Genomic DNA, 21,585 nt, shown 5'->3' with positions numbered 1-21,585 from the left:
TTCTTTTTGAGGGTATTATGAAGTTGAAACTATTGACCTTTGCAATGCTTGCGACCGTGTCCGCCAACGTATTGGCAGCCGATGTCATTAACCATAAATCGCCATACTGTGGCTGTTGTGGAGAATGGACAAAACACATGGAAGAGAACGGCTTTACGGTCGAAGAAAAATTGCACGATGACATGAACGCCATCAAACGCGATCTAGGCATCAAGAACGAACAGCTTTACTCTTGCCACACGGCAGAGATCAACGGCTATCTGTTCGAAGGTCACATTCCAGCCGAAGACATTAAAGCGTTTTTGAAAAATCCACCACGTAACGCAAAAGGCCTATCAGTACCGGGCATGCCAATGGGCTCCCCTGGTATGGAATATGGCGACAAAAAAGACAGCTACACCGTTTACGCCTTTAACGAAAAAGGCCAAGTGTTCGAATATAGCCACCACGAAGGCAACGACCAATAAAAACAAAGCCCAGCGAGATAAACCGCTGGGCTTTTTCTTAATGGACAGTTAAGACAAATATAAAATTAGAAGCCGTAAGAGGCACCAAATACAAAAGCGTTATTCACTAGGCTGTCACCACTCGCGTTTTCTGCACCGTGTGCTTGACTACGGAACTCAAAGTAAGGTTGAACACCTTTACGAGTCCACGTTGCACGAAGCTCGTGGTCCATGGTTTCCGCTTCAATCATGTAGACGTTGTTGTAGCTTAGCGTCACATCCTCATTCATCACGTAACCGATGCGGTTGTCCATGCGGTAATCTGTATCCGCATCTGCGTCTGTCGCATCAATGTGCGCACGAGTACGGTTACTTAAGGAGATGCCGTTATCGAAGTTGTAACCGATCTTAACCAATGGACGGTACTGTACATTCTCGCCAGCAGAGAACAGGTGTTGGTAACCCGCGGCAACCCATAAATGATCGGTAATATTAAATGACTGCTCACCACCCACAGTGATTGCTGGTGTTGTGTTACCTGCGCCACCGTTTTCTGTTTCCAGTTTACCCAACTGAATACCATCAAATTCGGTGTAAACCGTAAAGCCGCCGAATTGGTTATCAAAAGTATGACCAGCTTCCAGTGTAGACGTAACGTCCGAACCATGAATTCGACCATCATCGTGGAATTGAACATTACCTGTTACGTAAGAAGAACCAGCAAAAGCGCTAGAAGCGAAAGCGAGAGAAAGAGCACTCAGTGCAAAAATGTTTTTCATAATTACTGCCTTTATTTATTCACGTTATGCGATAGTTTTAGAGGGCATCTCTTCCCTTTTATCGCAAACTTTGGAATGTGCCTCCTTGGCGTTCGCAATATTGTTTTAATTAATTCGCGATGGAAAATAAAACATTTTAAAAAGTGATCTTGTTCAAACCGAAGCTCAACAACCCTGATAAAAACATGGGAAATACAGGCACTTATCGTATTTTTATAAAATTATTCAAAAAATAGAAGTGTGATCATAAACAGGTTGTTTATTGATATTTAGCAGATTAAGTCGATCCAGTTCACAATAACCTTGACCATTGCAACCAAAAACTTATTTATCAATGAAAAATAATTAGACATCGATCACGCTTAATTTCCTCAAAAAATAAAGAAAGCCCCAACATGATGTTGAGGCTTTGCCAAAAAATTAACTTACAAGAATTGAGTTATTTCACGCTGGTCACTCGACTTGCTTTCTCACCGGTTGCTGACACGGAACGGATAAACACTTCACCTTTCACATTTGGACGAGCACTATCTGCGTAAGTTAGCCAGTTCTTGCCGTCTAGAGAGTATTGAAGCTTCACACCCGGGAACTGAACGTTCATTGCCAGTTTACCCTCTTCAACTTTCGCGCCTGGTACAGGTAGGCGGTAGTCGATACCCGCTTTTTCTAGCTTAGCCAGTTCGCGTTGGCCAAGTACGTTCGCAAAGCGGTTGTAGTCTTGGTTTAGCGCAGCTTTGTTTACTAGGTTAGAGTTTTGCGAGTATTCAACACCCACTTTGTAGTCGTTTTCCCAATCAGCACGGTGCCATGCACGTTCAGCGGCTGCCAGTACGCGAGGGAATACCATGTACTCGTATTGCTCGTCGTTACGTACTGTCTCAGACCACAGCTGTGCTGATAGACCATAGAAAGGTTTCGCTTTGATTTCACCTTTACCAGTGAAGCCGTTACCATCGCGGTCTACAGAGGTTTCTGCGTTCTGAGGCATGTTCTCTGGTGCAAAACCAAACATCTTACGAGTATCTGTTGCACGCGTCGCCCAGTAGTAACCACGCTCTTTCGGGTCAACTTCGTACGGCATGTCCATGTATACGTAGTCTGGGTTAGAAACGATAACGTCGTAACCTTTCTTAGACCATTCGTACACTGATGATGTGCCACCCCAGTAAAGAACGTCCCAGAAGTTAACACGCGTGTTTTCTGTTGCGAACGCTTTCTCACCTTCACTGTACTTAAGGCCATCTTGCCAAGCTTGGAAGTTTGGAATGCCTTTCTCTGCCACCATCTTCGACACTTCTTCTGCAAAGTGGCTTGGTAGATGAGCAAAATCGCTTACCGTACCGTCTGCAATTAACGTCTGACATTGTGGTGACTGTGCGAATGGCTTGTCTTGCTTAGACAAATCAATGTTACCCTTCCAGCTTACTTTGTCTTCTGCGTTGATGTCTTGCAGACCAGCGCCTAGCTTGATGTTCTTCGCTTCGTCACCACCAAAGTGCCATGTTGTTAGCGGCGTGCCCGCTTCTTGGTGCATTGCTGCTACTTCTGAAATCACTTTATCAACAAAGCGAGTTGAAGATTCCATACATGGGTTGATGAAGCTTTGCTTGTTGTAGAACTGAACCGTCGTTACGTTCGATGTATCTTGAGGATCCATCAGGCGGTACTCGTTCGCTTCTGCTTCTTTACCTTCTTCCATTAGACGGTCGTAACGTGCTTCCATTGATACCACTGCTGCACGAGCGTGTGCTGGCATATCGATTTCAGGAATCACTTCGATGTTACGCGCTTTCGCGTACTTCAAGATGTCCACGTAGTCTGCTTTGCTGAAGAAGCCAGAACCAAAGTTGTCTGTCGTTGCACCTGAGCCAAGCTGAGGCAGTAAACAGCTTTTCTCTTCCAAATCGAAACAACGGTTAGCACCCACTTCAGTCAGCTCTGGCAGACCCGGGATTTCTAAACGCCAGCCTTCATCATCCGTTAGGTGAAGGTGTAGTTTGTTCATCTTGTACGCGGCCATTTGGTCAAGCGTTGCAAGAATCGCGTCTTTAGAGTGGAAGTTACGAGCCACGTCCACCATCACACCACGGTAATCAAAACGCGGCGCATCTTTAATAGACAGTTGTGGTAGAGAATCAGCATTTTGGCTATCTACCAGGCCAAAGATAGATTGTACTGCGTAGAAAGCACCTGCTTGGTCAAACGCTTTAATCGCAATACCGTCGCCTTTGATGCTCATTTCGTAAGCACCAGATTTTGCCAATTCACCGGTGAAGTCTGCAGGAACAACAGTGATGCTTACAGGAAGATCACCACGAACATCCACACCTACCACTTCTGCACGACCTTGAATTGCTGCGTATTGAGCCGCATCGAATGCGTCTTTAGGCAGCGCAATACCCGCCGCGATATCTACCGTACCTTTACCTGCTTCAACAGACATTGGCGTTGGTAGTAACGTGGTTGATACGTCTTGTTTTGCTAGATCTTCGTTCTTCTCGAAACGAGACACAGCGCTCGCAAATACGTTGTTGTCATCTGGCGTACGTTTTAGGTTGTTACCCTCAAGGCCAGTCACGAAAGATGCAACGTCTTCTGTGTTAAGAGAAGCGATCATCTTAGGCTCTGCATTTGGTGCAGCAACGAAAGCGCCTGGCATGAAGTCAGTTTCAAATAGCTGCCAGTATTCAGCAACAAGAGGAAGCACAACCTCTTCACCCGCAGCAAAATCATCAAACTTATCTGTTGGTTCTAGTTTGTGTAGATCACCCGTTACGCGAGAGATTTTAAACTGTTCGTTTTCAACATCCAGAATCAGACGAATGCTATGGAAGTAAATAGCCCAATCTTTTGAGTCAACCGCTTCACCTTGGTTAACCAGCGTCATGTTTACCTTGTTACAAGACGCCCACTCAGCCCCTAAGTCCTGACAAGCAAGACCTTCGTTTGCACCGTGGTTAGTCAACACTTGGTATTGAATATCAAGATTATTAGCCAACGAATTTACAACTTGTTGTTCAGAGCTTTGCAGCGCAGAGCAACCTGCTAATGTAGTGATAACAGAAACAGCAATCAGACTAGGTTTAAACATCTTACTTCCCCAAAAAAGTCAGTGGTTCAAAACGACAATGATAAAAATCTCGGCCCCTCAAATGCGAGGTGCCTAACCGTTACATTCAACATACAACCTGTTATTTCTAAGCGTAAAATAAATAGAAATAGGAAGTGATCCAGTTCAAAAAATGACACTCAGAAAAAATAATAAAAACCTAATTTTCATGGAGTTACAATACACGTCAAAATCGAACAACTTGTTTTGACGAGTTTGCTGCGATCTAGGTCACTTATATTCATGAGTTACGACTGATTTTGTAAGATTTGGATCACGCCTAATTATTTTGTGAGCCATTAGTAAGCGAATTACCTATTTACCTTTCGTGAAGTGACTCTCATTTATTCGTCGTCAAAACTCGTCAATATTTTTAGAAATGACGATTTTGTCGAATACCCCACTGGAGAAATTGCACTTAACCTCACGCTATTTTGCGTATAAAGTTTAAAGGTATCTTATCTGAGGACCATTCTATGTTTCGTCTCTTGACGCTCATATCATCTCTACTTGTTACTTTGACTCCTTTTTCATCTTATGCAGAGCCACAGCATTGGTTAGCAAAAAAAGGGGAAACCGAACTTATGATTATTGGCTCGGTACATGTGGGGGATAAAACGATGTACCCACTCCCTAGAACGGTCATCCAGCATTTAAGCCAAAGCACAGGGTTGATTATTGAAGCAGACGTCAGGAATTCTGAAGGCTTGGTTTACCCACAAACAACCATTCTTTCTAAAGATGTTTTAGACAGAGCTCAACGTCGCCACTTAATTGAAATTGCCCAAGATTTAGGTTTGCCAGAAACTCAACTCCTAAATTCCCCACCTTGGATGGCCGCATTCACCATCCAACTCGCTTTAGTCAACAAACTGGGGTATGTCTCTGATAAAGGGGTCGACATGCACTTAATAGGACTCGCTGATAAAAAGCAAATCCCGGTCATTCCACTAGAGTCCGTGCAATTCCAAATCGATTTAATCGCAGGTCAATCAGAAGGCGGTAAAGAGATACTTCTCTCATCAATTGAAGAATATGATGGCGGAGAAGAGTTGGTTCAATGCTTGATAGAGAGTTGGAAGAGTGGTGATGGTAGCATGTTGGTCGAAGCCTCTTTGACCGATCATACAACAGAAGAGTTTAACCAAGCCTTTTTATACGAGCGTAATCGAGATTGGGCTAAAAAACTCGACACTGGCAGTGTTCTACCTCAGCAATCGGGTCGTTACACCGTTGTTGTTGGTGGCTTGCATTTAGTAGGTAAAGATAACCTGATTGAACTGCTTAAAAATCGGGGATTTAACATCAAACCACTGGGTAAGACGCGCCAAGCAAATTGTGATATCTAGTGATTGTTTGAAAAATGCCATTTAAATATAATTATTTAAATACAACCATTTAAAATTCATTCAAACTTTCTTATAAAACGCCGTTAAGCTAAGTGGATACAAAACAACTCATATGAAATTTAAATATTTATTCCTATACACGATTGGAATTATGCTCACTTCTTCGCTGTCTTATGCTAAACCGCCATGCAACGTAGAATCTTTTCAAGCTATTGATATAACTCCGGAAGTAAAAGGCGGTGTTTTAGATAAAGAGAGTGGTCAATTTCTTATTACCGAAAAACCAATGATGCGTTGCGCGAACATCACGTTTTCAACAGCCCACACTCGAAATCGCGTTGCACATATGATGAACCAAGGCTTTGAAGCGGTTTACTATGATGGAAATACAAGCAAATCTCACTCAGTAACGTTTGATGAAGACGATTTAAAAGCGGGTTACGTCAAGATTGGTCCAAATCACCCAAAGACCGCTTATGTCTGCTTCACTACTTCTGAAACTCCTATCAATACTATCTCGTGTGACATCAAGTAATAAATTTACTCACTCTAAAAAATGAAAAGGCCCTACATTTCTGTAGAGCCTTCCTCTCAATACGTGTCGGTGAAGTGCCATATTCGAACATCAGGCGAACCCCAATTTGATTCGATACTATTGAAGTCTAAAATTACTAGCGCTAAAAACGACGAAAGCCTGCTCATTGAGCAGGCTTTCTAAAAGTGGTCGGTGAAGAGGGATTCGAACCCCCGACCCTCTGGTCCCAAACCAGATGCGCTACCAAGCTGCGCTATTCACCGAGATGTTTAACTGAGGAATTGTCCCCGTCAACGAATGCGTATATTACGGATTCTGAACTGTGGCGCAAGTGCTTTTTACAAAAAAACCTTAGGTCTTAATTCGTTTGATGAATAACTGAACACTAGCACGTAAAATGTGACTGATAACTCACAACAAAATACAGTTTATTAACCTTAGCAACATAATTGATCCAGATCAGTGTGCAACAAGACACCGCCATTTAGTTTATTCCTGTCGGGAACATCTTGGAGGAAACGTATGGACTTTTGGCTTGATCTCCTATTTGGTAATGCAGTGGGTCTATCGTCAATGATAGTAATTTTTGGGGCAATTGGTCTGATGTTATTTTACGGCGGTTTCTTCATATACAAGATCATGAACGACAAATCTCCTCACTAGATCTCGCTTAGCTCTAGAAACGCTTTGCACCGGAGTCGGTTACTTGCCTACTCCGGTTTTTTATTTGATCTCAATGCACCACTCATTGATATAATCCTATTATTCTTCCCTGTTCTTAATGAGATTACTGCTATGTCTCACGACGACGATTTTGATCTATTTCAACAGATGATGGGCGATGTAAAGCCAATCACTCAAGACACCACCGAACACAAAAAAGTACACCAAGTAACAGAAGCACAGCTCGCAAAACGCGAAGCAGCAATCTGGTTAACGGAAGATGACCCAGAATACCTATCACTTGATCACGCTGAAATGCTCAAGCCAGAGGACTTTGTTGAGTTCAAACGTGATGGTGTACAGGACGGGGTTTACCGCAAACTTCGCCTTGGTAAGTATCCAATCCAAGCTCGCTTGGATTTGCACCGTAAAACATTGAAAGAAGCACGTGATGAAGTCGTGACGTTTTTAAAGCAATGCCTATCAATGGACATTAGAACGGTCGTTATCGTCCATGGTCGAGGAGAACGCTCAAATCCACCTGCAATGATGAAAAGCTTTGTTAGCAGTTGGCTACGACAAATAAAGGAAGTCCAATGCGTCCATAGTGCGCAACGCTTTCACGGTGGAACTGGAGCCGTTTACGTCCTACTTAGAAAAAGTGCGGAAAAGAAATTAGAAACCCGCGAACGTCACCAAAAACGGTTAGGCTAAATTTCACCCTAATGCTAGAATGCCCGCCCTTATTCTTCCTTCCCCTTAAAGGAAGGGAGCTTCATTCGCCGTTGTGAAACGTTAGGAGACAAAAATGTCACAAGACAACGCTAAACGATTAAATAAATTCATCAGTGAAACGGGGTTTTGCTCACGCCGTGAAGCAGACAGACTGATTGAGCAAGGCCGTGTCACCATTAATGGCAACAAACCTGAAATGGGGACAAAAGTGCTACCTGGTGATGATGTTTGTGTGGATGGTAAGCCAGTGGCAGCAAAAGAGAAGCCGATTTATATCGCTCTCAATAAACCAACAGGCATCACCTGTACAACTGAGAGAGACGTCCCTGGAAACATCGTTGATTTCATCGGCCACCAAAAACGTATCTTTCCGATCGGCCGCTTAGACAAACCCTCTGATGGTCTGATCTTTTTGACCAACGATGGCGACATCGTGAACAAAATCCTTCGCGCAGGCAACAGCCACGAAAAAGAGTACGTCGTACGCGTGGACAAGCCAATTACAGGCGAGTTTCTCAAACAGATGTCGAGTGGCGTTAAGATTCTCGACACAGTCACCCTACCTTGTAAGGTAACGAAAGAAACTAAATTCTCTTTCCGTATTGTGCTCACTCAAGGACTTAACCGTCAGATCCGTCGCATGTGTGAAGCGCTGGGCTATGAAGTATTCAAGCTGCGTCGCGTACGCATCATGAATATCTCTCTTGATGGTATTCCCAATGGGAAATGGCGTTATCTAAGTGACGAAGAAGTGGCAGAGATCCTAGCAATGTGTGAAGGCTCGGTAGGTACAGAAGAAGCATCAAAAACAGACTCTAGAGGTCGCAACATTCGTAAAGCGACCGACGCGAAGCTGTTTGATAGCCGTGAAGAAAACCAAGATTCTACTGCTCGTCGTAACCAGAAGACACGAACTTTCCGCGGTAACAATGCTGATGAATTCCGTCATGCACCAAACTCGAAAAAAGGTCAACAAAAGCGTCGTCAGCGTGATGATGAAGGCGGACGTCCAGCTAAAGAACATTACAAAGCGAAATCACAAGGTGAACGCAGCAGACCGCAAGGCGAGCATGGTAAATCGCACCGTAAACCAGATGCATCGAGCAATACGCATTCAGCAAACAAGCCTCAATCACTGAGTAAGCCTAAGCAGCATTACATGAACCCAAATGCCGCGAAACCAAGCAAACCAGCTAAACGCACTGGTGGTACATTGAGTCTGAAGAAGTAACGCTTCACTGACAGGCAAGATCAAAAAAGGACGCTCATGAGCGTCCTTTTTATTTGTCATGAGTTTACAAACAAAGAGGTGCAAACTGACCACGAGTTAAGCTCAGCAAATCTCTCGGGGCTAACTCAATTTCTAAACCACGTTTACCAGCACTCACACAGATTTTGTCTTGCTCTGCTGCGCTTTCGTGCAAAAAAGTAGGTAAGGCTTTCTTCTGCCCTAGTGGGCTAATTCCACCAACGACATAACCTGTGGTCTTTTGGGCGATTTCCGGATCAGCCATATCGGCCTTTTTGCCCTTCGCTGCTTTCGCCGCCAGTTTTAGGTTCAGCTTTTGGTCAACAGGGATAATCGCAACCGCAAGGTTCTTTGGCTCCCCGTTCAAGCAGAACAGCAAGGTTTTAAATACTGTTTTCGGATCCTGCCCCAGTACTTCAGCAGCCTCCAAGCCATAACTATCGGCTCTAGGGTCATGCTCATACTGATGAATCGTGTGTGGAATTTTTTTCTTTTTCGCAAGATTAATGGCCGGAGTCATCAAGATTCTCCTCATAAAAACAAAAAGCGCAGATTGAATTGGATCTGCGCTTTTAGTTAATGATATCAGCGAGTTTGAGTCAATCGCTTTTTCTCTGTTGGGTTACTGATCAATCGCCGTATCAACTAAATACGTGATTTCACCTGAAGGGGCATACTCATTAACATCAATAGGGCTATGTGTTTCTAAATAATCCTTCAAAACCTCAGCATCGGTAAAACCTGTATTTACATACCCTGGATGATCGTCGATTTTAGGGTAACCATCTCCACCAGCAGCATTATAGCTTGGTACGGTAAAGCGGTAATTACCATCTAAGCGAAGTTGCTTATTACCAATAAACACATTGGTTACCTCACCATTATTGATACTCATCGCAATGCCGGCAAACTGTGCATAAGCACCAGAGTCAACAGGCTTAGTTGCAACGACATTTAGATAATCTAATACCTCTTTACCCGTCATATCAACGTAAGAAACCATATTGCCAAATGGCTGAACAGTGAGCACGTCTTTATAAGTAATATCACCCGCAGCAATCGAATCTCGAACACCACCAGAATTCATTACGGCGAAATCTGCTTTCGCACGTTCCATGTGAGCCGTTGCAATTAATCGGCCTAAGTTTGTTTGCTGGTAACGAACCACATTGCGGTCACCCTCAAGCTTACCGTTAGATTCTGCAATCTTCACGTTTAGTTTGCCCTGACCTTTTTCTTGATAAGGACGAAGAAACTCAAGCATCATTTCGTCTTGTTTAATCTCTTCTTGGATCAAGACTCGTTGCGACTGACCATCAACTTTAACTTTCTTTTTCAAGTTTACAGGGATTAGATCGTAGCTCACCATCGAGAGTTCGCCATTACGAAACTCGTAATCGGCGCGTCCCACATATTTCCCCCACTCGTGTGCCTGAACAATAAAGGTACCATTTTGTTTATCGGGCTGACATTCATCACCTGGTTTAAAGTTCTTTTTGATAACGTTTGGACCTTCCATGCACACAGGTTCTTGTGAGTGTCCTCCAACGATCATGTCGAGATCGCCGTCATTCAAATAACGAGCTAACGCCACATCGCCAGGAGCATTGATGCCTCTATTACCATTTTCATAGTGTCCCATATGCGTGACAGCAAAAATCAGATCTGGATACTCTGTTTCTTTCAGTTCTGCAATCAGCTTCTTGGCTTCTTCTTTTGGGTCACGGAAGTCAATTTGTTCAATGAATTCAGGGTTGCCAAGTTTCGCTGTGTCTTCGGTTGTAAGACCAATGACCGCAATTTTAATGCCCTGCTTGTTAAACATCGCGTATGGTTGGAATAAACGCTTGCCAGTATTTTTATCGTAAATATTGGCAGACAACATCGGAAAGTTTGCCCACTCTTGCTGCTTGAATAGCACGTCCAATGGATTATCAAACTCATGATTACCTAGAGCCATCGCATCGTAACCAATTTTGCTCATGCCTTTAAAATCCGGCTCGGCATCTTGTAAATCAGACTCAGGTACTCCTGTGTTGATGTCACCACCAGAAAGCAATAACACGCTCCCCCCCTCAGCCTGTATTTCTTCGCGCAAATCATCGATTAACGTTTTACGCGCCGCCATGCCATATTCACCGTATCGATTTTGCCAAAAGCGACCATGATGATCGTTAGTGTGCAACACGGTCAATTTATAGGTTGTATCGGCATTCCATTCTGGTGCAGGTTGCGTAGCACACCCAGCTAACGAGGCCAAGATAGCGGCACTCAAAACAGTTTTGATCATCAGACGCTGATTCATTTATTTACCTTTTTCTTATTGGGATTACTGACGCACATTTTAAGCATTCGATCTATTTGAAAACCACGTGCACCCTAACACATTGATTTAATAATTATGATGCATTGTTTAGCAATAACAAATTCATCAGTAACAAGTTTGAGAATTTACAGTTTTTCAGATAAAAAAATAGCCAACACTCGGTTGGCTATAGTATTTGTTACCACCAGTCATCTGGCGTTTACTTGATATCGATATCTGCAAAGCTCTTGATTAGATCATCAAGCGATTTCATTTGTGCTAAGAATGGCTCTAACTTGTCTAGAGGCAGTGCAGATGGGCCATCACAACGCGCTTGGTCTGGGTTTGGGTGCGCTTCGATAAATAGACCTGCGATGCCTGTCGCTAGACCCGCTTTTGCAAGCTCAACTGTCTGCTCACGACGGCCGCCAGATGCTGCGCCTGATGGGTCACGCATTTGTAGTGAGTGCGTTACGTCAAAGATGATTGGGCTACCTTTCGAAGCATTTTTCATCACACCAAAACCAAGCATGTCTACAACTAGGTTATCGTAACCGTGGCAAGAACCGCGCTCACATAGGATGATCTTGTCGTTACCGCATTCTGCGAACTTCTCAACGATGTTACCCACTTGACCAGGGCTCATAAATTGAGGTTTCTTCACGTTGATAACCGCACCTGTTTTGGCCATAGCTTCAACAAGGTCAGTTTGACGAGCTAGGAATGCAGGAAGCTGAATAACGTCTACCACGTCAGCGACAGGTTGAGCTTGCGCTTCAGTGTGAACGTCCGTGATGATCTTTACACCAAAAGTGTCTTTCAGCTCCTGAAAGATTTTCATACCTTCTTCCAGACCTGGACCACGGTATGAATGAACAGAACTGCGGTTTGCTTTGTCAAACGACGCCTTAAATACGTAAGGAATACCAAGTTTTTCCGTTACTTTTACGTAGTGCTCACAGATCTGCATCGCAAGATCACGAGACTCAAGAACGTTCATACCTGCAAATAGGGTGAATGGCTTGTCGTTAGCAACCTGAATGTCGCCGATATTAACGATTTTCTGTTCCATTTTGATTCTCTTTTTCTGTCCACGATACGCCACAGTTCGGCACATCGATAAAATTAGTGAAGTGTGACGTGCGTTTCACTCATCACATTAACTTGTGATTTTAGTAGCTCAGAAGCCGGATCGTCAGGGCATTGGTCAATAAAGTACTGAAAATCTGATACCGCTACTTGAGGGCACTCTAGCTGTTGGAAAATAAAACCACGGTCACGAATTTCGTATGGGTCATCTGGCACAAACGTTAGAGCAAGATTCGTACAACGTAATGCCAGCGTATAATGCTCTTCGCGCAACATCGCACTTTTAATCAACGCCAACCAGCGACCAATAATTGTTGGGTTGTCAGCTTCCTCAAAATGTTCAGGCTTTAGCTGAGCTAGCGGTCCTTCCTGGCCAATAAGCCAAGCTTGAAGAATCCTTTCACCTACATACTCACCATTAAATGGGTTGATGTAGTCTGGCTTCTTATGCATCCAGTCGACTTTTAACAGGAACTGAGTAGGGAAAGTAACTCCCTTCAACGGGAACCCCAGCTTTTTGCCTAGGTATAACAAAATCGAACCTAAGCTCACAGGAATACCTTTTCTGCGCTCCAACACTTTATCGATGAAGCTGTTGTCCGAAATAAAGTATTCCTGCTCGTCGCCTTTGAATCCCCACTCGTGGAAAAACAGTCGTAGGAATGCATCAAATCGTTGCTCTTCATCGGTTTCATGAACAAGCGTGGCTTCTGCATCTTTGTAAAGACGCTCTAACTCTTGTTTCGCCCAATGTACTTTGGTTTCTGGGTTAATCGCTTTGTTTAGCTCAAGCGCACCTTCCACCAACGGTATATTGTCAAAATCTTCGTCAAAAAACTCTAACATGACGTCTATCCAAATAACGTAGGGCTCTTAGACACAGCAATGTTTGCAGCCATGACCAACCAACCTAATGCGCCGAAAAAGCCAAATATCTTCAGTAGGTTGTTTTTCGCAAGTTTCAATGAGAAGAATCCAAGCGCAATGTACGCCAGTACGCAGGTGATTTTGTTTGTTAACCACGGTGCGGCATCGGTAAACGGGATGAAACCCGTAATGAAAATAAGCGCGATACCTGACACTAGCAATGCAGTATCAACGATGTGGGGAAACACTTTCAAAAAGCGATTATTTCGCTTCGGTGAGTTCATCATCATTAACACGAATCGGATCGATAGTAGCGTCGCACTGAGAGCGATCGTCACTAAGTGTATGTGTTTTAGAGCTACGTACATTTTTCTTCTCTTTTTAGTTAGTGTTTGCTGACTTCCATGATTAACTGGCCAGACAACCAAGCGTTACTCGATCGTTACCGCCATAATCTTTTTCCGTAGCGACCTGTTGGTAACCAAAGCCACGCATTATCTCACGCACCGCCTCACCTTGATCATAACCATGTTCAAATGCCAGCCAACCGCCCACTTCAAGATGCTGACGAGCAAGATCCGAGATATGACGAATATCAGCTAAGCCATTCTCTTTAGCAACTAATGCAGATTTTGGCTCAAAGCGCACATCACCTTGGGATAAATGTGGATCTTTTTCATCAATATATGGCGGGTTGGAGACAATTAAAGCAAACTTCGTACCTTCTGTAATAGGCTCAAACCAACTGCCTTGAGCAAAGGTCACATTTTTGATGTTTAGCTGCTCAGCATTGTACTCTGCAAGTGCTTTCGCTTCTTGCTTAAGGTCTACGCCCATCACTTGACGTTTTGGCATTTCAGATGCGAGTGCGATAGCAATTGCCCCCGTCCCCGTTCCAAGATCTAAAATAGGCCCAGTTTGCTCGTAGGTCTTATCGAGTGCAACCTCGACCAAACGTTCTGTATCCGGTCTAGGTATCAGGGTAGAAGGAGAAACTTTAAACGGTAAAGACCAAAACTCTCGCTCACCAATAATATAAGCGACGGGTTCACCAGTTAAACGTCGTTCAAGTAGAGCATCAAACTGAGATTTTTGCTCTGCTTCTAACGCTTTTTCTGGCCAGGTCAGCAGGTAAGTTCGTGGTTTGCCAAGGACATGGCAAAGGAGTACAGCTGCATCGAGAGAAGGCGACTCTTTGCCGCCTTCTGCCAGTTTCGCCGTCGCACTTTTCAGTGCTTGCTCAATCGATTGAACTTGGCTCATCGATTAGCCGTTCTCTGCGAGCGCCGCAAGTTGGTCTGCTTGGTGCTCTTGAATCACAGGATCAATCAAGCTCTGCAGGTCACCTTCCATCACTTCGTTCAAACGATAGATGGTCAGGTTGATACGGTGATCAGACACACGACCTTGTGGGTAGTTGTATGTACGAATACGGTCACTACGGTCACCAGAACCTAGAAGGTTACGACGTGTATCAGACACTTCTGCGGCACGACGCTCTTCTTCCGCTTGAACGATACGAGCAGCAAGAACCGCCATTGCTTTCGCTTTGTTCTTGTGCTGTGAACGCTCATCCTGACACTCTACTACCGTACCCGTTGGTAAGTGGGTAATACGGATTGCAGAATCCGTGGTGTTAACGTGCTGACCACCCGCGCCAGATGCACGGAACGTATCGATTTTCAGGTCTGCTGCTTTGATTTCTGGCAGATCCGCTTCAGGGATTTCCGCCATTACTGCTACTGTACAAGCAGAAGTATGCACACGACCTTGAGACTCTGTTGCTGGAACACGCTGTACACGGTGACCGCCTGACTCAAATTTCAACACGCCGTACGCACCGTCGCCGCTTACTTTCGCGATCATCTCTTTGTAACCACCGTGCTCTGCCTCGTTTGAAGACATGACTTCGATGCGCCAGCCACGCTTTTCTGCGTACTTGCTGTACATACGGAATAGATCACCCGCGAAGATACCCGCTTCGTCGCCACCCGCACCTGCACGAATTTCTAGGAAACAGTTACGATCATCGTTCGGATCTTTTGGCAGAAGAAGAATCTGTAACTCATCAGTAAGACGCTCAATCGTCGCTTTCGCTTCTTTGATTTCTTCTTGCGCCATTTCACGCATTTCTTCGTCGTCTTCGTTTGCCATCTCTTCAGCGGCGACAAGATCTTCTTGTGCTTGTTGATAAGCTTGGAAGCACTTGGTTACTTCTTCTAGCTGAGAGTACTCTCTTGATAGAGCACGGAATTTGTCCTGATTTCCAATTACATCAGGATCACCAAGAAGATGTTGAACTTCTTCGTAACGTTCTACTAGCGTTTCTAGCTTAGTCAGAATAGAGGCTTTCATAGTGTCGTTTTCTTAATAAAAAGCGTGAGTTATAGATCATCCAAGCCAAGTGTTTGGCGGATAATCGTTAATTTTGCTGGTTCGCCTTGCTCTGCTGCACTTTGCAATGCGCGAGTTGGAGCGTGAATCAGTTTGTTGGTGAGTTTATTACTCAGCTCGCGCAGCACTTTCTCCGGATCTGCGCCTGCCGCTAAAGATTGCAAACTTTTGCTCAGTAACTCTTCACGAATTTCGTTGGCTGATTTGCGATAGTCGCGAATACTATCGACGGCTTGCAGTGAACGCAACCATGTCATAAACGCAGCGCTTTCTTCACTAACAATCGCTTCAGCTTGAATCGCTTCGACTTTACGCTGCTCAATGTTGCTGTCGATGATAGATTGCAAGTCATCAACAGAATACAGATATGCGTCGTTCAGTTCACCGACTTCCGACTCTACATCTCGCGGCACCGCAATATCGACTAACAAGATAGGTTGATGTCGGCGCTGCTTTAGAGCCGTTTCGACCATACCTTTGCCAATAATAGGCAATGGGCTCGCCGTTGAGCTAATCACAATATCCGCTTTCGCCAAATGTTCAGGAATTTCGTTCAAACTGATCACTTCTGCGCCAAATTGGTCCGCTAAGCCTTGCGCGCGCTCTTTAGTGCGGTTCGCGACAATCATTTTTGTGCAACCGTTGGACGCTAAATGCTTCGCGACCAATTCAATCGTCTCACCCGCACCAACTAAAAGCACGGTTGAATCTGATAACGACTCAAAAATATGTTTTGCCAGTGTACATGCCGCATAAGCCACGGACACGGCATTACCACCAATATCTGTCTCTGTTCTCACCCGTTTGGCGACTGAGAACGTCTTTTGAAACAGTTTATCAATCGAGGCATCGACGGCTTGATGATCTCGCGAGTCAGAAAATGCTTGCTTTACCTGCCCTAAAATTTGAGGCTCACCCAACACCAGAGAGTCAAGACCGCACGATACGCGCATCAAATGCTTTATTGCAGCTTGTTCTTCATGAACATACAAACTCGGCATTAAATCTTCGCGGCTCACTTGATGAAATTGAGCAAGCCAATCGATCAACTTGTTTCGCGCTCCTTGCTTAACATCGCAGTACAACTCAGTTCGGTTACAGGTTGAAACAATCACACTGCCGTTAACCGCTTCGTGCTCTCTAAGTTGCTCGAGTGCAGGGCCGAGTTTATCCGGACCAAACGCCACCTTCTCTCGCAAGTCGACAGACGCTGTATTGTGATTAATTCCAATAGCAAGCAAGGACATCTAACGTGGTATCTCTGGGATAGGTTATAAAATAGGTCCAGAATTTTACTGTAAGCACGCATTTATTGAAAGGGTAAGCCGGATTTGTTTTCCTAAGTGCGACTTTTCAATGCTATAGTTGTGAGCGATTCCCGATGAAACTGATTAATAAGCCATCAAACATGACGTTACGCTCCTTTATTCTTTTTTTCTTGTCGAGCTTACTGCTCGCTGGTTGTTCGTCCGTTCCTGAAAGTGTTACCAGCGTTGAATGGCAAGCTCATGAGCAGCGACTCGAAACCATCCAAGATTTTCAAGCAACGGGGAAACTTGGTTATATTGGCCCAGACCAAAGACAAAATTTAAACTTCTACTGGAAACATTCTTCAGCACTAAGCCAGTTGCGTTTAACAACGATTCTCGGACAAACGGCATTAAAGCTCACCATCACCCCACAAGGCGCCACAGTAGAAACTTACGATGATCAGGTCCTTTCTTCTCGCAGTGCTAACCAGCTGATTTACCGTCTTACAGGGTTGATGATGCCCGTCGATCACATGCCTGACTGGCTATTAGGTCTACCGACCGATGCCGACAAATTCCAACTGTCTCCAACCAATACACTGCAAGCGTTAAACAAACAAATTGGTTTAAATGATTGGAGTATCGCTTATCAACGATATGGCGACGTTCAATGGCATGAACAGTCTCTCCCTCTGCCAAATAAGCTGAAACTCACCACAGCTGATGTCAAAATAAATCTAGTGATCACAAAATGGAACATCACCCAATGATTGAACTTTCAACACGCTGGCCATCACCAGCGAAATTGAATCTCTTTCTATATATCAACGGCCGTACAGAGAATGGCTACCACGAGTTACAAACCTTATTCCAATTCGTCGATCACGGCGATGAGCTCACCATTCAAGCGAACCATTCTGGTGATATTACGATTTCTCCAGAGATAGAAGGTGTGCCTCTTCAAGACAATTTAATTTGGAAAGCAGCAACCGCGCTTCAAGCTTACTCAAACTGCCCTTTTGGCGCGCATATTGAGCTACAGAAAGTGCTGCCTATGGGTGGAGGCATTGGTGGGGGCTCATCGAATGCAGCTACAGCATTAGTGGCACTGAATTACTTATGGCAACTGAATCTAACTGACGACGAACTGGCTGAAATAGGTTTAAAACTAGGCGCAGACGTGCCCGTATTTGTGCGCGGATTTGCAGCTTTTGCTGAAGGTGTTGGTGAAAAACTCTCTCCTGCTTATCCCGAAGAAAAGTGGTATTTAGTCGTCAGACCGAATGTATCTATCGCAACCGTCGACGTTTTTTGTCATCCAGATCTAACGCGAAACACCCCAAAACGAGATCTAGAAACACTTTTAAATACGCCAAGCGTAAACGATTGCGAAAAAATTGTACGAATGCTCTACCCAGAGGTTGATAAGCAACTTTCTTGGCTGCTACAATACGCGCCGTCAAGATTGACGGGGACAGGATCTTGCGTTTTTGCTGAATTTTCGAGCAAATCTGAAGCAGAAACTATCCTTGCACAACTCTCTGATAAAGTCTCGGCATTTGTCGCTCAAGGGCGCAATATTTCGCCATTAAAAGAGACTTTGGCTGAATACCAATCAGCCTCACACCGACCTATTTAAACTGGACGCAAACCCGAGGTTTCCACCGTGCCTGATATGAAGCTATTTGCTGGTAACGCAACACCTGAACTAGCCCAACGTATTGCTGATCGTCTTTACATCTCTCTTGGTGATGCATCTGTTTCTCGCTTTTCTGATGGCGAAGTTGCAGTTCAAATCAATGAGAATGTTCGTGGTAGCGATGTTTTCATCATTCAATCCACTTGTGCACCGACTAACGACAACCTAATGGAATTGGTTGTTATGATTGATGCAATGCGCCGTGCTTCAGCAGGCCGTATCACTGCAGTTATCCCTTACTTCGGCTACGCTCGCCAAGACCGTCGTGTACGTTCTGCGCGTGTGCCAATTACTGCAAAAGTTGTTGCTGATTTCCTATCTAACGTTGGTGTTGACCGCGTTCTAACTATCGACCTACACGCAGAGCAAATTCAAGGCTTCTTCGATGTACCTGTAGACAACATCTTCGGCACGCCAGTGCTACTTGAAGATATGCAGGCTCGCGGTCTAGATAACCCTGTAGTGGTATCTCCTGACCTAGGTGGCGTTGTTCGTGCTCGTGCAACAGCAAAAGCACTAGGCGACATCGACATCGCAATCGTAGATAAGCGTCGTCCACGTGCAAACGTTTCTGAAGTAATGAACCTAATCGGTGATGTTGAAGGTCGTGACTGTGTGATCGTTGATGACATGATCGACACAGGTGGCACACTATGTAAAGCAGCTGAAGCACTAAAAGAGCGCGGTGCTAAGCGTGTATTCGCTTACGCTACTCACGCAGTATTCTCAGGCAACGCTGCGGATAACATCAAGAACTCAGTTCTTGACCAAGTTATAGTAACTGACTCTATCTCTCTGTCTAAAGAGATGGCTGCAACAGGTAAAGTGACAACACTAAGCCTATCTCGCATGCTGGCTGAAGCGATTCGTCGTATCAGCAATGAAGAGTCAATCTCTGCAATGTTCAACTAATACGAACATTTCAGTTACACTGATTTAAAAAGCACCCCTCTTTGGGGTGTTTTTTTATTTGTACTGATAACTAGAAAATCCCTTGGTCGCCCACCGCGAGTTTTCTGTGCTATCATACTGCGCTTTTTGAGATTCCAGAGAGATCCTAACCTTGAGTCAACAAATCAAACTTCTTGTTGGTCTTGCTAACCCAGGACCAGAATACGCCAGAACTCGTCACAATGCGGGCGCTTGGGTTGTAGAAGAATTAGCACGCGTTCACAACGTTACACTGAAGAACGAACCAAAGTTTTTTGGTCTAACAGGACGCATTATGGTCAATGGCCAGGATCTCCGTTTGCTTATCCCAACCACCTTCATGAATCTATCAGGTAAATCGATCGCAGCGCTTGCGAAATTTTATCAAATTAAACCTGAAGAGATCATGGTCGCTCATGACGAGCTAGACTTACCGCCAGGTGTCGCTAAGTTTAAAAAAGGTGGGGGGCACGGTGGACACAACGGTCTGCGTGACACCATTAGCAAACTGGGCAATAACAAAGATTTTTATCGTCTTCGTATTGGCATTGGTCATCCGGGACACAAAGATAAAGTGGCGGGTTTTGTATTAGGTAAAGCGCCAGCTAAAGAGCAAGAGCTTTTAGATGCAGCAGCTGATGAGGCTGTTCGTTGTCTAGATATCCTGATTAAGGATGGCCTATCTAAAGCACAAAATCGCCTCCACACGTTCAAAGCTGAATAAGGTTACTATCATGGGTTTTAAATGTGGCATCGTTGGTCTACCTAACGTAGGTAAATCAACTCTGTTCAACGCACTAACTAAAGCGGGTATCGAAGCAGCAAACTTCCCGTTCTGTACCATTGAACCAAACACTGGTGTGGTTCCTGTGCCAGATCTACGTCTAGACGCACTAGCTAAGATCGTTAACCCACAGAGAGTTCTTCCAACGACGATGGAGTTCGTGGACATCGCTGGTCTTGTTGCTGGTGCATCACGTGGTGAAGGTTTAGGTAACAAATTCCTAGCTAACATCCGTGAAACAGACGCGATTGGCCACGTTGTACGTTGTTTTGAAAACGAAAACATTGTTCATGTTTCAGGTAAAGTTTCACCTATCGAAGATATCGAAGTGATCAACCTTGAACTTGCAATGGCTGACCTTGATTCTTGTGAGCGAGCGATTCAACGTAACGCGAAGAAGGCAAAAGGCGGCGATAAAGACGCAAAATTTGAACTAACCGTCCTAGAAAAACTGTTACCAGTACTAACTGAAGGCGGCATGGCACGCACAGTTGAGCTATCTAAAGAAGAGTTAGCAGCAATCGGCTACCTAAACTTCCTAACACTGAAGCCAACTATGTACATTGCAAACGTAAACGAAGATGGCTTCGAAAATAACCCATATCTAGATGCGGTTCGTGAGTTCGCAGAAAAAGAAAACAATGTCGTTGTACCTGTATGTGCAGCTATCGAATCTGAACTATCTGAACTAGAAGATGAAGATCGCGAAGAATTCCTAGCAGATATGGGGATCGAAGAGCCGGGCCTGAACCGTGTAATTCGCTCTGGTTACGAACTACTGACTCTACACACCTACTTCACAGCAGGTGTTAAAGAAGTACGTGCTTGGACAATCCCTGTTGGTGCAACTGCGCCTCAGGCGGCAGGTAAGATCCACACTGACTTCGAGAAAGGCTTTATTCGTGCAGAAGTAGTCGGTTACGACGATTTCATCCAATTCAATGGTGAAAATGGCGCAAAAGACGCAGGTAAATGGCGTCTAGAAGGTAAAGACTACATCGTAAAAGATGGCGATGTTGTACACTTCCGCTTCAATGTTTAATTAAATGAATGAATTCTAAACACTTCATTTACACTAAAAGCCAGCTGTTAAGCTGGCTTTTTTAATACCTTAAGTAAATGAACAAAAATAAATTACGCAACTGCAAGCTAATTTATTTCCAGTTTTAGATCATAAACACGCCTCTTTGTTTAAAAAGGAAGCGAACGAGGTTTTTTCCGAAATTTATTAAAAAAAACTGTTGACGGATCTCACTCAACTTCGCATAATGCGCGCCGTTCCCAACGACAAGGCAACAAAGCGTTGAGAACAAAAAATATGGTTTTGGCTACGTAGCTCAGCTGGTTAGAGCACATCACTCATAATGATGGGGTCACAGGTTCGAATCCCGTCGTAGCCACC

The 21,585-nt window shown here is 44.5% G+C and carries 21 protein-coding genes and 2 tRNA genes; 12 read left to right on the top strand and 11 right to left on the bottom strand.

All coding sequences use genetic code 11. The annotated features are described in order from the left end of the window. Positions 1-17 precede the first annotated feature (17 nt). Positions 18-467: a DUF411 domain-containing protein gene (locus tag R8N49_RS21970; protein WP_005382005.1), complete on the top strand. Its 450-nt coding sequence runs from the start codon at positions 18-20 to the stop codon at positions 465-467. A gap of 65 nt (positions 468-532) precedes the next feature. Here R8N49_RS21970 and R8N49_RS21965 read toward each other — a convergent pair whose 3' ends face one another. Further along, positions 533-1,225: an oligogalacturonate-specific porin KdgM family protein gene (locus R8N49_RS21965; protein WP_005382004.1), complete on the bottom strand. Its 693-nt coding sequence runs from the start codon at positions 1,223-1,225 to the stop codon at positions 533-535. A 439-nt stretch (positions 1,226-1,664) separates the two neighbouring features. Beyond that, complete coding sequence (locus tag R8N49_RS21960; protein ID WP_318190091.1) at positions 1,665-4,316, bottom strand: beta-N-acetylhexosaminidase; 2,652 nt, start codon at positions 4,314-4,316, stop codon at positions 1,665-1,667. 494 nt (positions 4,317-4,810) lie between these two features. Here R8N49_RS21960 and R8N49_RS21955 point away from each other — a divergent pair, with 494 nt between their 5' ends. Next, the gene (locus tag R8N49_RS21955; protein WP_054576682.1) at positions 4,811-5,683 is read left to right on the top strand and encodes a TraB/GumN family protein; all 873 of its coding nucleotides are present in this window, start codon (positions 4,811-4,813) and stop codon (positions 5,681-5,683) included. A gap of 151 nt (positions 5,684-5,834) precedes the next feature. After that, positions 5,835-6,218, top strand: a complete 384-nt coding sequence (locus R8N49_RS21950) for a hypothetical protein (RefSeq protein ID WP_372009610.1) — start codon at positions 5,835-5,837, stop codon at positions 6,216-6,218. Positions 6,219-6,404: 186 nt separating this feature from the next. Here the strand turns inward: R8N49_RS21950 and R8N49_RS21945 are convergent. Further along, positions 6,405-6,481: transfer RNA gene (locus tag R8N49_RS21945), tRNA-Pro, on the bottom strand. Between the two features lie 259 nt (positions 6,482-6,740). On the opposite strand from R8N49_RS21945, the gene R8N49_RS21940 reads away from it, so the two are divergent. The 3 genes from R8N49_RS21940 to rluF all read left to right on the top strand — a co-directional run bounded on the left by R8N49_RS21940 (position 6,741) and on the right by rluF (position 8,847). Then, the gene (locus R8N49_RS21940) at positions 6,741-6,881 is read left to right on the top strand and encodes a DUF3149 domain-containing protein (protein ID WP_005382236.1); all 141 of its coding nucleotides are present in this window, start codon (positions 6,741-6,743) and stop codon (positions 6,879-6,881) included. Between the two features lie 132 nt (positions 6,882-7,013). Beyond that, positions 7,014-7,595 (top strand): DNA endonuclease SmrA, encoded by a 582-nt coding sequence (smrA, locus tag R8N49_RS21935; RefSeq protein WP_005382233.1) that lies wholly within the window; start codon positions 7,014-7,016, stop codon positions 7,593-7,595. Positions 7,596-7,689: 94 nt separating this feature from the next. Then, complete coding sequence (rluF, locus tag R8N49_RS21930) at positions 7,690-8,847, top strand: 23S rRNA pseudouridine(2604) synthase RluF (protein WP_017634839.1); 1,158 nt, start codon at positions 7,690-7,692, stop codon at positions 8,845-8,847. Between the two features lie 64 nt (positions 8,848-8,911). Here rluF and ybaK read toward each other — a convergent pair whose 3' ends face one another. The 8 genes from ybaK to hemA form a co-directional block, all read right to left on the bottom strand. Beyond that, complete coding sequence (gene ybaK, locus R8N49_RS21925; protein WP_005384092.1) at positions 8,912-9,385, bottom strand: Cys-tRNA(Pro) deacylase; 474 nt, start codon at positions 9,383-9,385, stop codon at positions 8,912-8,914. 102 nt (positions 9,386-9,487) lie between these two features. After that, positions 9,488-11,170, bottom strand: a complete 1,683-nt coding sequence (ushA, locus tag R8N49_RS21920) for a bifunctional UDP-sugar hydrolase/5'-nucleotidase UshA (protein WP_132937040.1) — start codon at positions 11,168-11,170, stop codon at positions 9,488-9,490. A 220-nt stretch (positions 11,171-11,390) separates the two neighbouring features. Further along, positions 11,391-12,242 (bottom strand): 3-deoxy-8-phosphooctulonate synthase, encoded by an 852-nt coding sequence (kdsA, locus tag R8N49_RS21915; RefSeq protein WP_005384095.1) that lies wholly within the window; start codon positions 12,240-12,242, stop codon positions 11,391-11,393. Between the two features lie 53 nt (positions 12,243-12,295). Then, positions 12,296-13,105 carry a SirB1 family protein gene (locus R8N49_RS21910; RefSeq protein ID WP_005384098.1) on the bottom strand — a complete coding sequence of 270 codons (810 nt, stop codon included), beginning with the start codon at positions 13,103-13,105 and terminating at the stop codon, positions 12,296-12,298. Positions 13,106-13,110: 5 nt separating this feature from the next. Beyond that, a complete protein-coding gene (locus R8N49_RS21905; protein ID WP_005382225.1) occupies positions 13,111-13,494 on the bottom strand; it encodes a SirB2 family protein in 384 nt (127 codons plus the stop codon). Positions 13,495-13,534: 40 nt separating this feature from the next. Next, positions 13,535-14,389: a peptide chain release factor N(5)-glutamine methyltransferase gene (prmC, locus tag R8N49_RS21900; RefSeq protein ID WP_169629013.1), complete on the bottom strand. Its 855-nt coding sequence runs from the start codon at positions 14,387-14,389 to the stop codon at positions 13,535-13,537. A gap of 3 nt (positions 14,390-14,392) precedes the next feature. Continuing rightward, positions 14,393-15,481, bottom strand: coding sequence for a peptide chain release factor 1 (gene prfA / locus R8N49_RS21895; RefSeq protein WP_005382222.1), 1,089 nt, complete (start codon positions 15,479-15,481; stop codon positions 14,393-14,395). Positions 15,482-15,510: 29 nt separating this feature from the next. Further along, positions 15,511-16,767, bottom strand: a complete 1,257-nt coding sequence (hemA, locus tag R8N49_RS21890; RefSeq protein WP_005384104.1) for a glutamyl-tRNA reductase — start codon at positions 16,765-16,767, stop codon at positions 15,511-15,513. Positions 16,768-16,901: 134 nt separating this feature from the next. On the opposite strand from hemA, the gene lolB reads away from it, so the two are divergent. The 6 genes from lolB to R8N49_RS21860 all read left to right on the top strand — a co-directional run bounded on the left by lolB (position 16,902) and on the right by R8N49_RS21860 (position 21,583). Continuing rightward, positions 16,902-17,540: a lipoprotein insertase outer membrane protein LolB gene (gene lolB, locus R8N49_RS21885; RefSeq protein ID WP_017634843.1), complete on the top strand. Its 639-nt coding sequence runs from the start codon at positions 16,902-16,904 to the stop codon at positions 17,538-17,540. Then, on the top strand, positions 17,537-18,409 hold the full coding sequence (gene ispE, locus R8N49_RS21880) for a 4-(cytidine 5'-diphospho)-2-C-methyl-D-erythritol kinase (RefSeq protein WP_005384108.1): 873 nt from the start codon (positions 17,537-17,539) through the stop codon (positions 18,407-18,409). The genes lolB and ispE overlap by 4 nt, the downstream gene beginning before the upstream one ends. 27 nt (positions 18,410-18,436) lie before the next feature. Next, a complete protein-coding gene (locus tag R8N49_RS21875; protein WP_005393176.1) occupies positions 18,437-19,381 on the top strand; it encodes a ribose-phosphate pyrophosphokinase in 945 nt (314 codons plus the stop codon). Between the two features lie 151 nt (positions 19,382-19,532). Then, on the top strand, positions 19,533-20,123 hold the full coding sequence (gene pth, locus R8N49_RS21870; RefSeq protein WP_005384112.1) for an aminoacyl-tRNA hydrolase: 591 nt from the start codon (positions 19,533-19,535) through the stop codon (positions 20,121-20,123). 10 nt (positions 20,124-20,133) lie between these two features. Next, complete coding sequence (ychF, locus tag R8N49_RS21865) at positions 20,134-21,225, top strand: redox-regulated ATPase YchF (protein WP_005393178.1); 1,092 nt, start codon at positions 20,134-20,136, stop codon at positions 21,223-21,225. Between the two features lie 284 nt (positions 21,226-21,509). Continuing rightward, positions 21,510-21,583, top strand: a tRNA-Met gene (locus R8N49_RS21860). The last annotated feature ends 2 nt before the right edge of the window (positions 21,584-21,585 follow it).

It is taken from the genome of Vibrio sp. 1978, from assembly GCF_033344345.1.
The sequence above is the reverse complement of the archived record's forward strand: the minus strand, read 5'-3'. Positions and strand labels throughout refer to the sequence as shown.

Excerpts from the sequence above, each read along its gene's own strand:
- R8N49_RS21970 (WP_005382005.1), top strand. The coding sequence starts at position 18 with ATGAAGTTGAAACTATTGACCTTTGCAATGCTTGCGACCGTGTCCGCC.
- R8N49_RS21965 (WP_005382004.1), bottom strand. The coding sequence starts at position 1,225 with ATGAAAAACATTTTTGCACTGAGTGCTCTTTCTCTCGCTTTCGCTTCT.
- R8N49_RS21960 (WP_318190091.1), bottom strand. The coding sequence starts at position 4,316 with ATGTTTAAACCTAGTCTGATTGCTGTTTCTGTTATCACTACATTAGCA.
- R8N49_RS21955 (WP_054576682.1), top strand. The coding sequence starts at position 4,811 with ATGTTTCGTCTCTTGACGCTCATATCATCTCTACTTGTTACTTTGACT.
- R8N49_RS21950 (WP_372009610.1), top strand. The coding sequence starts at position 5,835 with ATGCTCACTTCTTCGCTGTCTTATGCTAAACCGCCATGCAACGTAGAA.
- R8N49_RS21940 (WP_005382236.1), top strand. The coding sequence starts at position 6,741 with ATGGACTTTTGGCTTGATCTCCTATTTGGTAATGCAGTGGGTCTATCG.
- smrA (WP_005382233.1), top strand. The coding sequence starts at position 7,014 with ATGTCTCACGACGACGATTTTGATCTATTTCAACAGATGATGGGCGAT.
- rluF (WP_017634839.1), top strand. The coding sequence starts at position 7,690 with ATGTCACAAGACAACGCTAAACGATTAAATAAATTCATCAGTGAAACG.
- ybaK (WP_005384092.1), bottom strand. The coding sequence starts at position 9,385 with ATGACTCCGGCCATTAATCTTGCGAAAAAGAAAAAAATTCCACACACG.
- ushA (WP_132937040.1), bottom strand. The coding sequence starts at position 11,170 with ATGAATCAGCGTCTGATGATCAAAACTGTTTTGAGTGCCGCTATCTTG.
- kdsA (WP_005384095.1), bottom strand. The coding sequence starts at position 12,242 with ATGGAACAGAAAATCGTTAATATCGGCGACATTCAGGTTGCTAACGAC.
- R8N49_RS21910 (WP_005384098.1), bottom strand. The coding sequence starts at position 13,105 with ATGTTAGAGTTTTTTGACGAAGATTTTGACAATATACCGTTGGTGGAA.
- R8N49_RS21905 (WP_005382225.1), bottom strand. The coding sequence starts at position 13,494 with ATGTACGTAGCTCTAAAACACATACACTTAGTGACGATCGCTCTCAGT.
- prmC (WP_169629013.1), bottom strand. The coding sequence starts at position 14,389 with ATGAGCCAAGTTCAATCGATTGAGCAAGCACTGAAAAGTGCGACGGCG.
- prfA (WP_005382222.1), bottom strand. The coding sequence starts at position 15,481 with ATGAAAGCCTCTATTCTGACTAAGCTAGAAACGCTAGTAGAACGTTAC.
- hemA (WP_005384104.1), bottom strand. The coding sequence starts at position 16,767 with ATGTCCTTGCTTGCTATTGGAATTAATCACAATACAGCGTCTGTCGAC.
- lolB (WP_017634843.1), top strand. The coding sequence starts at position 16,902 with ATGAAACTGATTAATAAGCCATCAAACATGACGTTACGCTCCTTTATT.
- ispE (WP_005384108.1), top strand. The coding sequence starts at position 17,537 with ATGATTGAACTTTCAACACGCTGGCCATCACCAGCGAAATTGAATCTC.
- ychF (WP_005393178.1), top strand. The coding sequence starts at position 20,134 with ATGGGTTTTAAATGTGGCATCGTTGGTCTACCTAACGTAGGTAAATCA.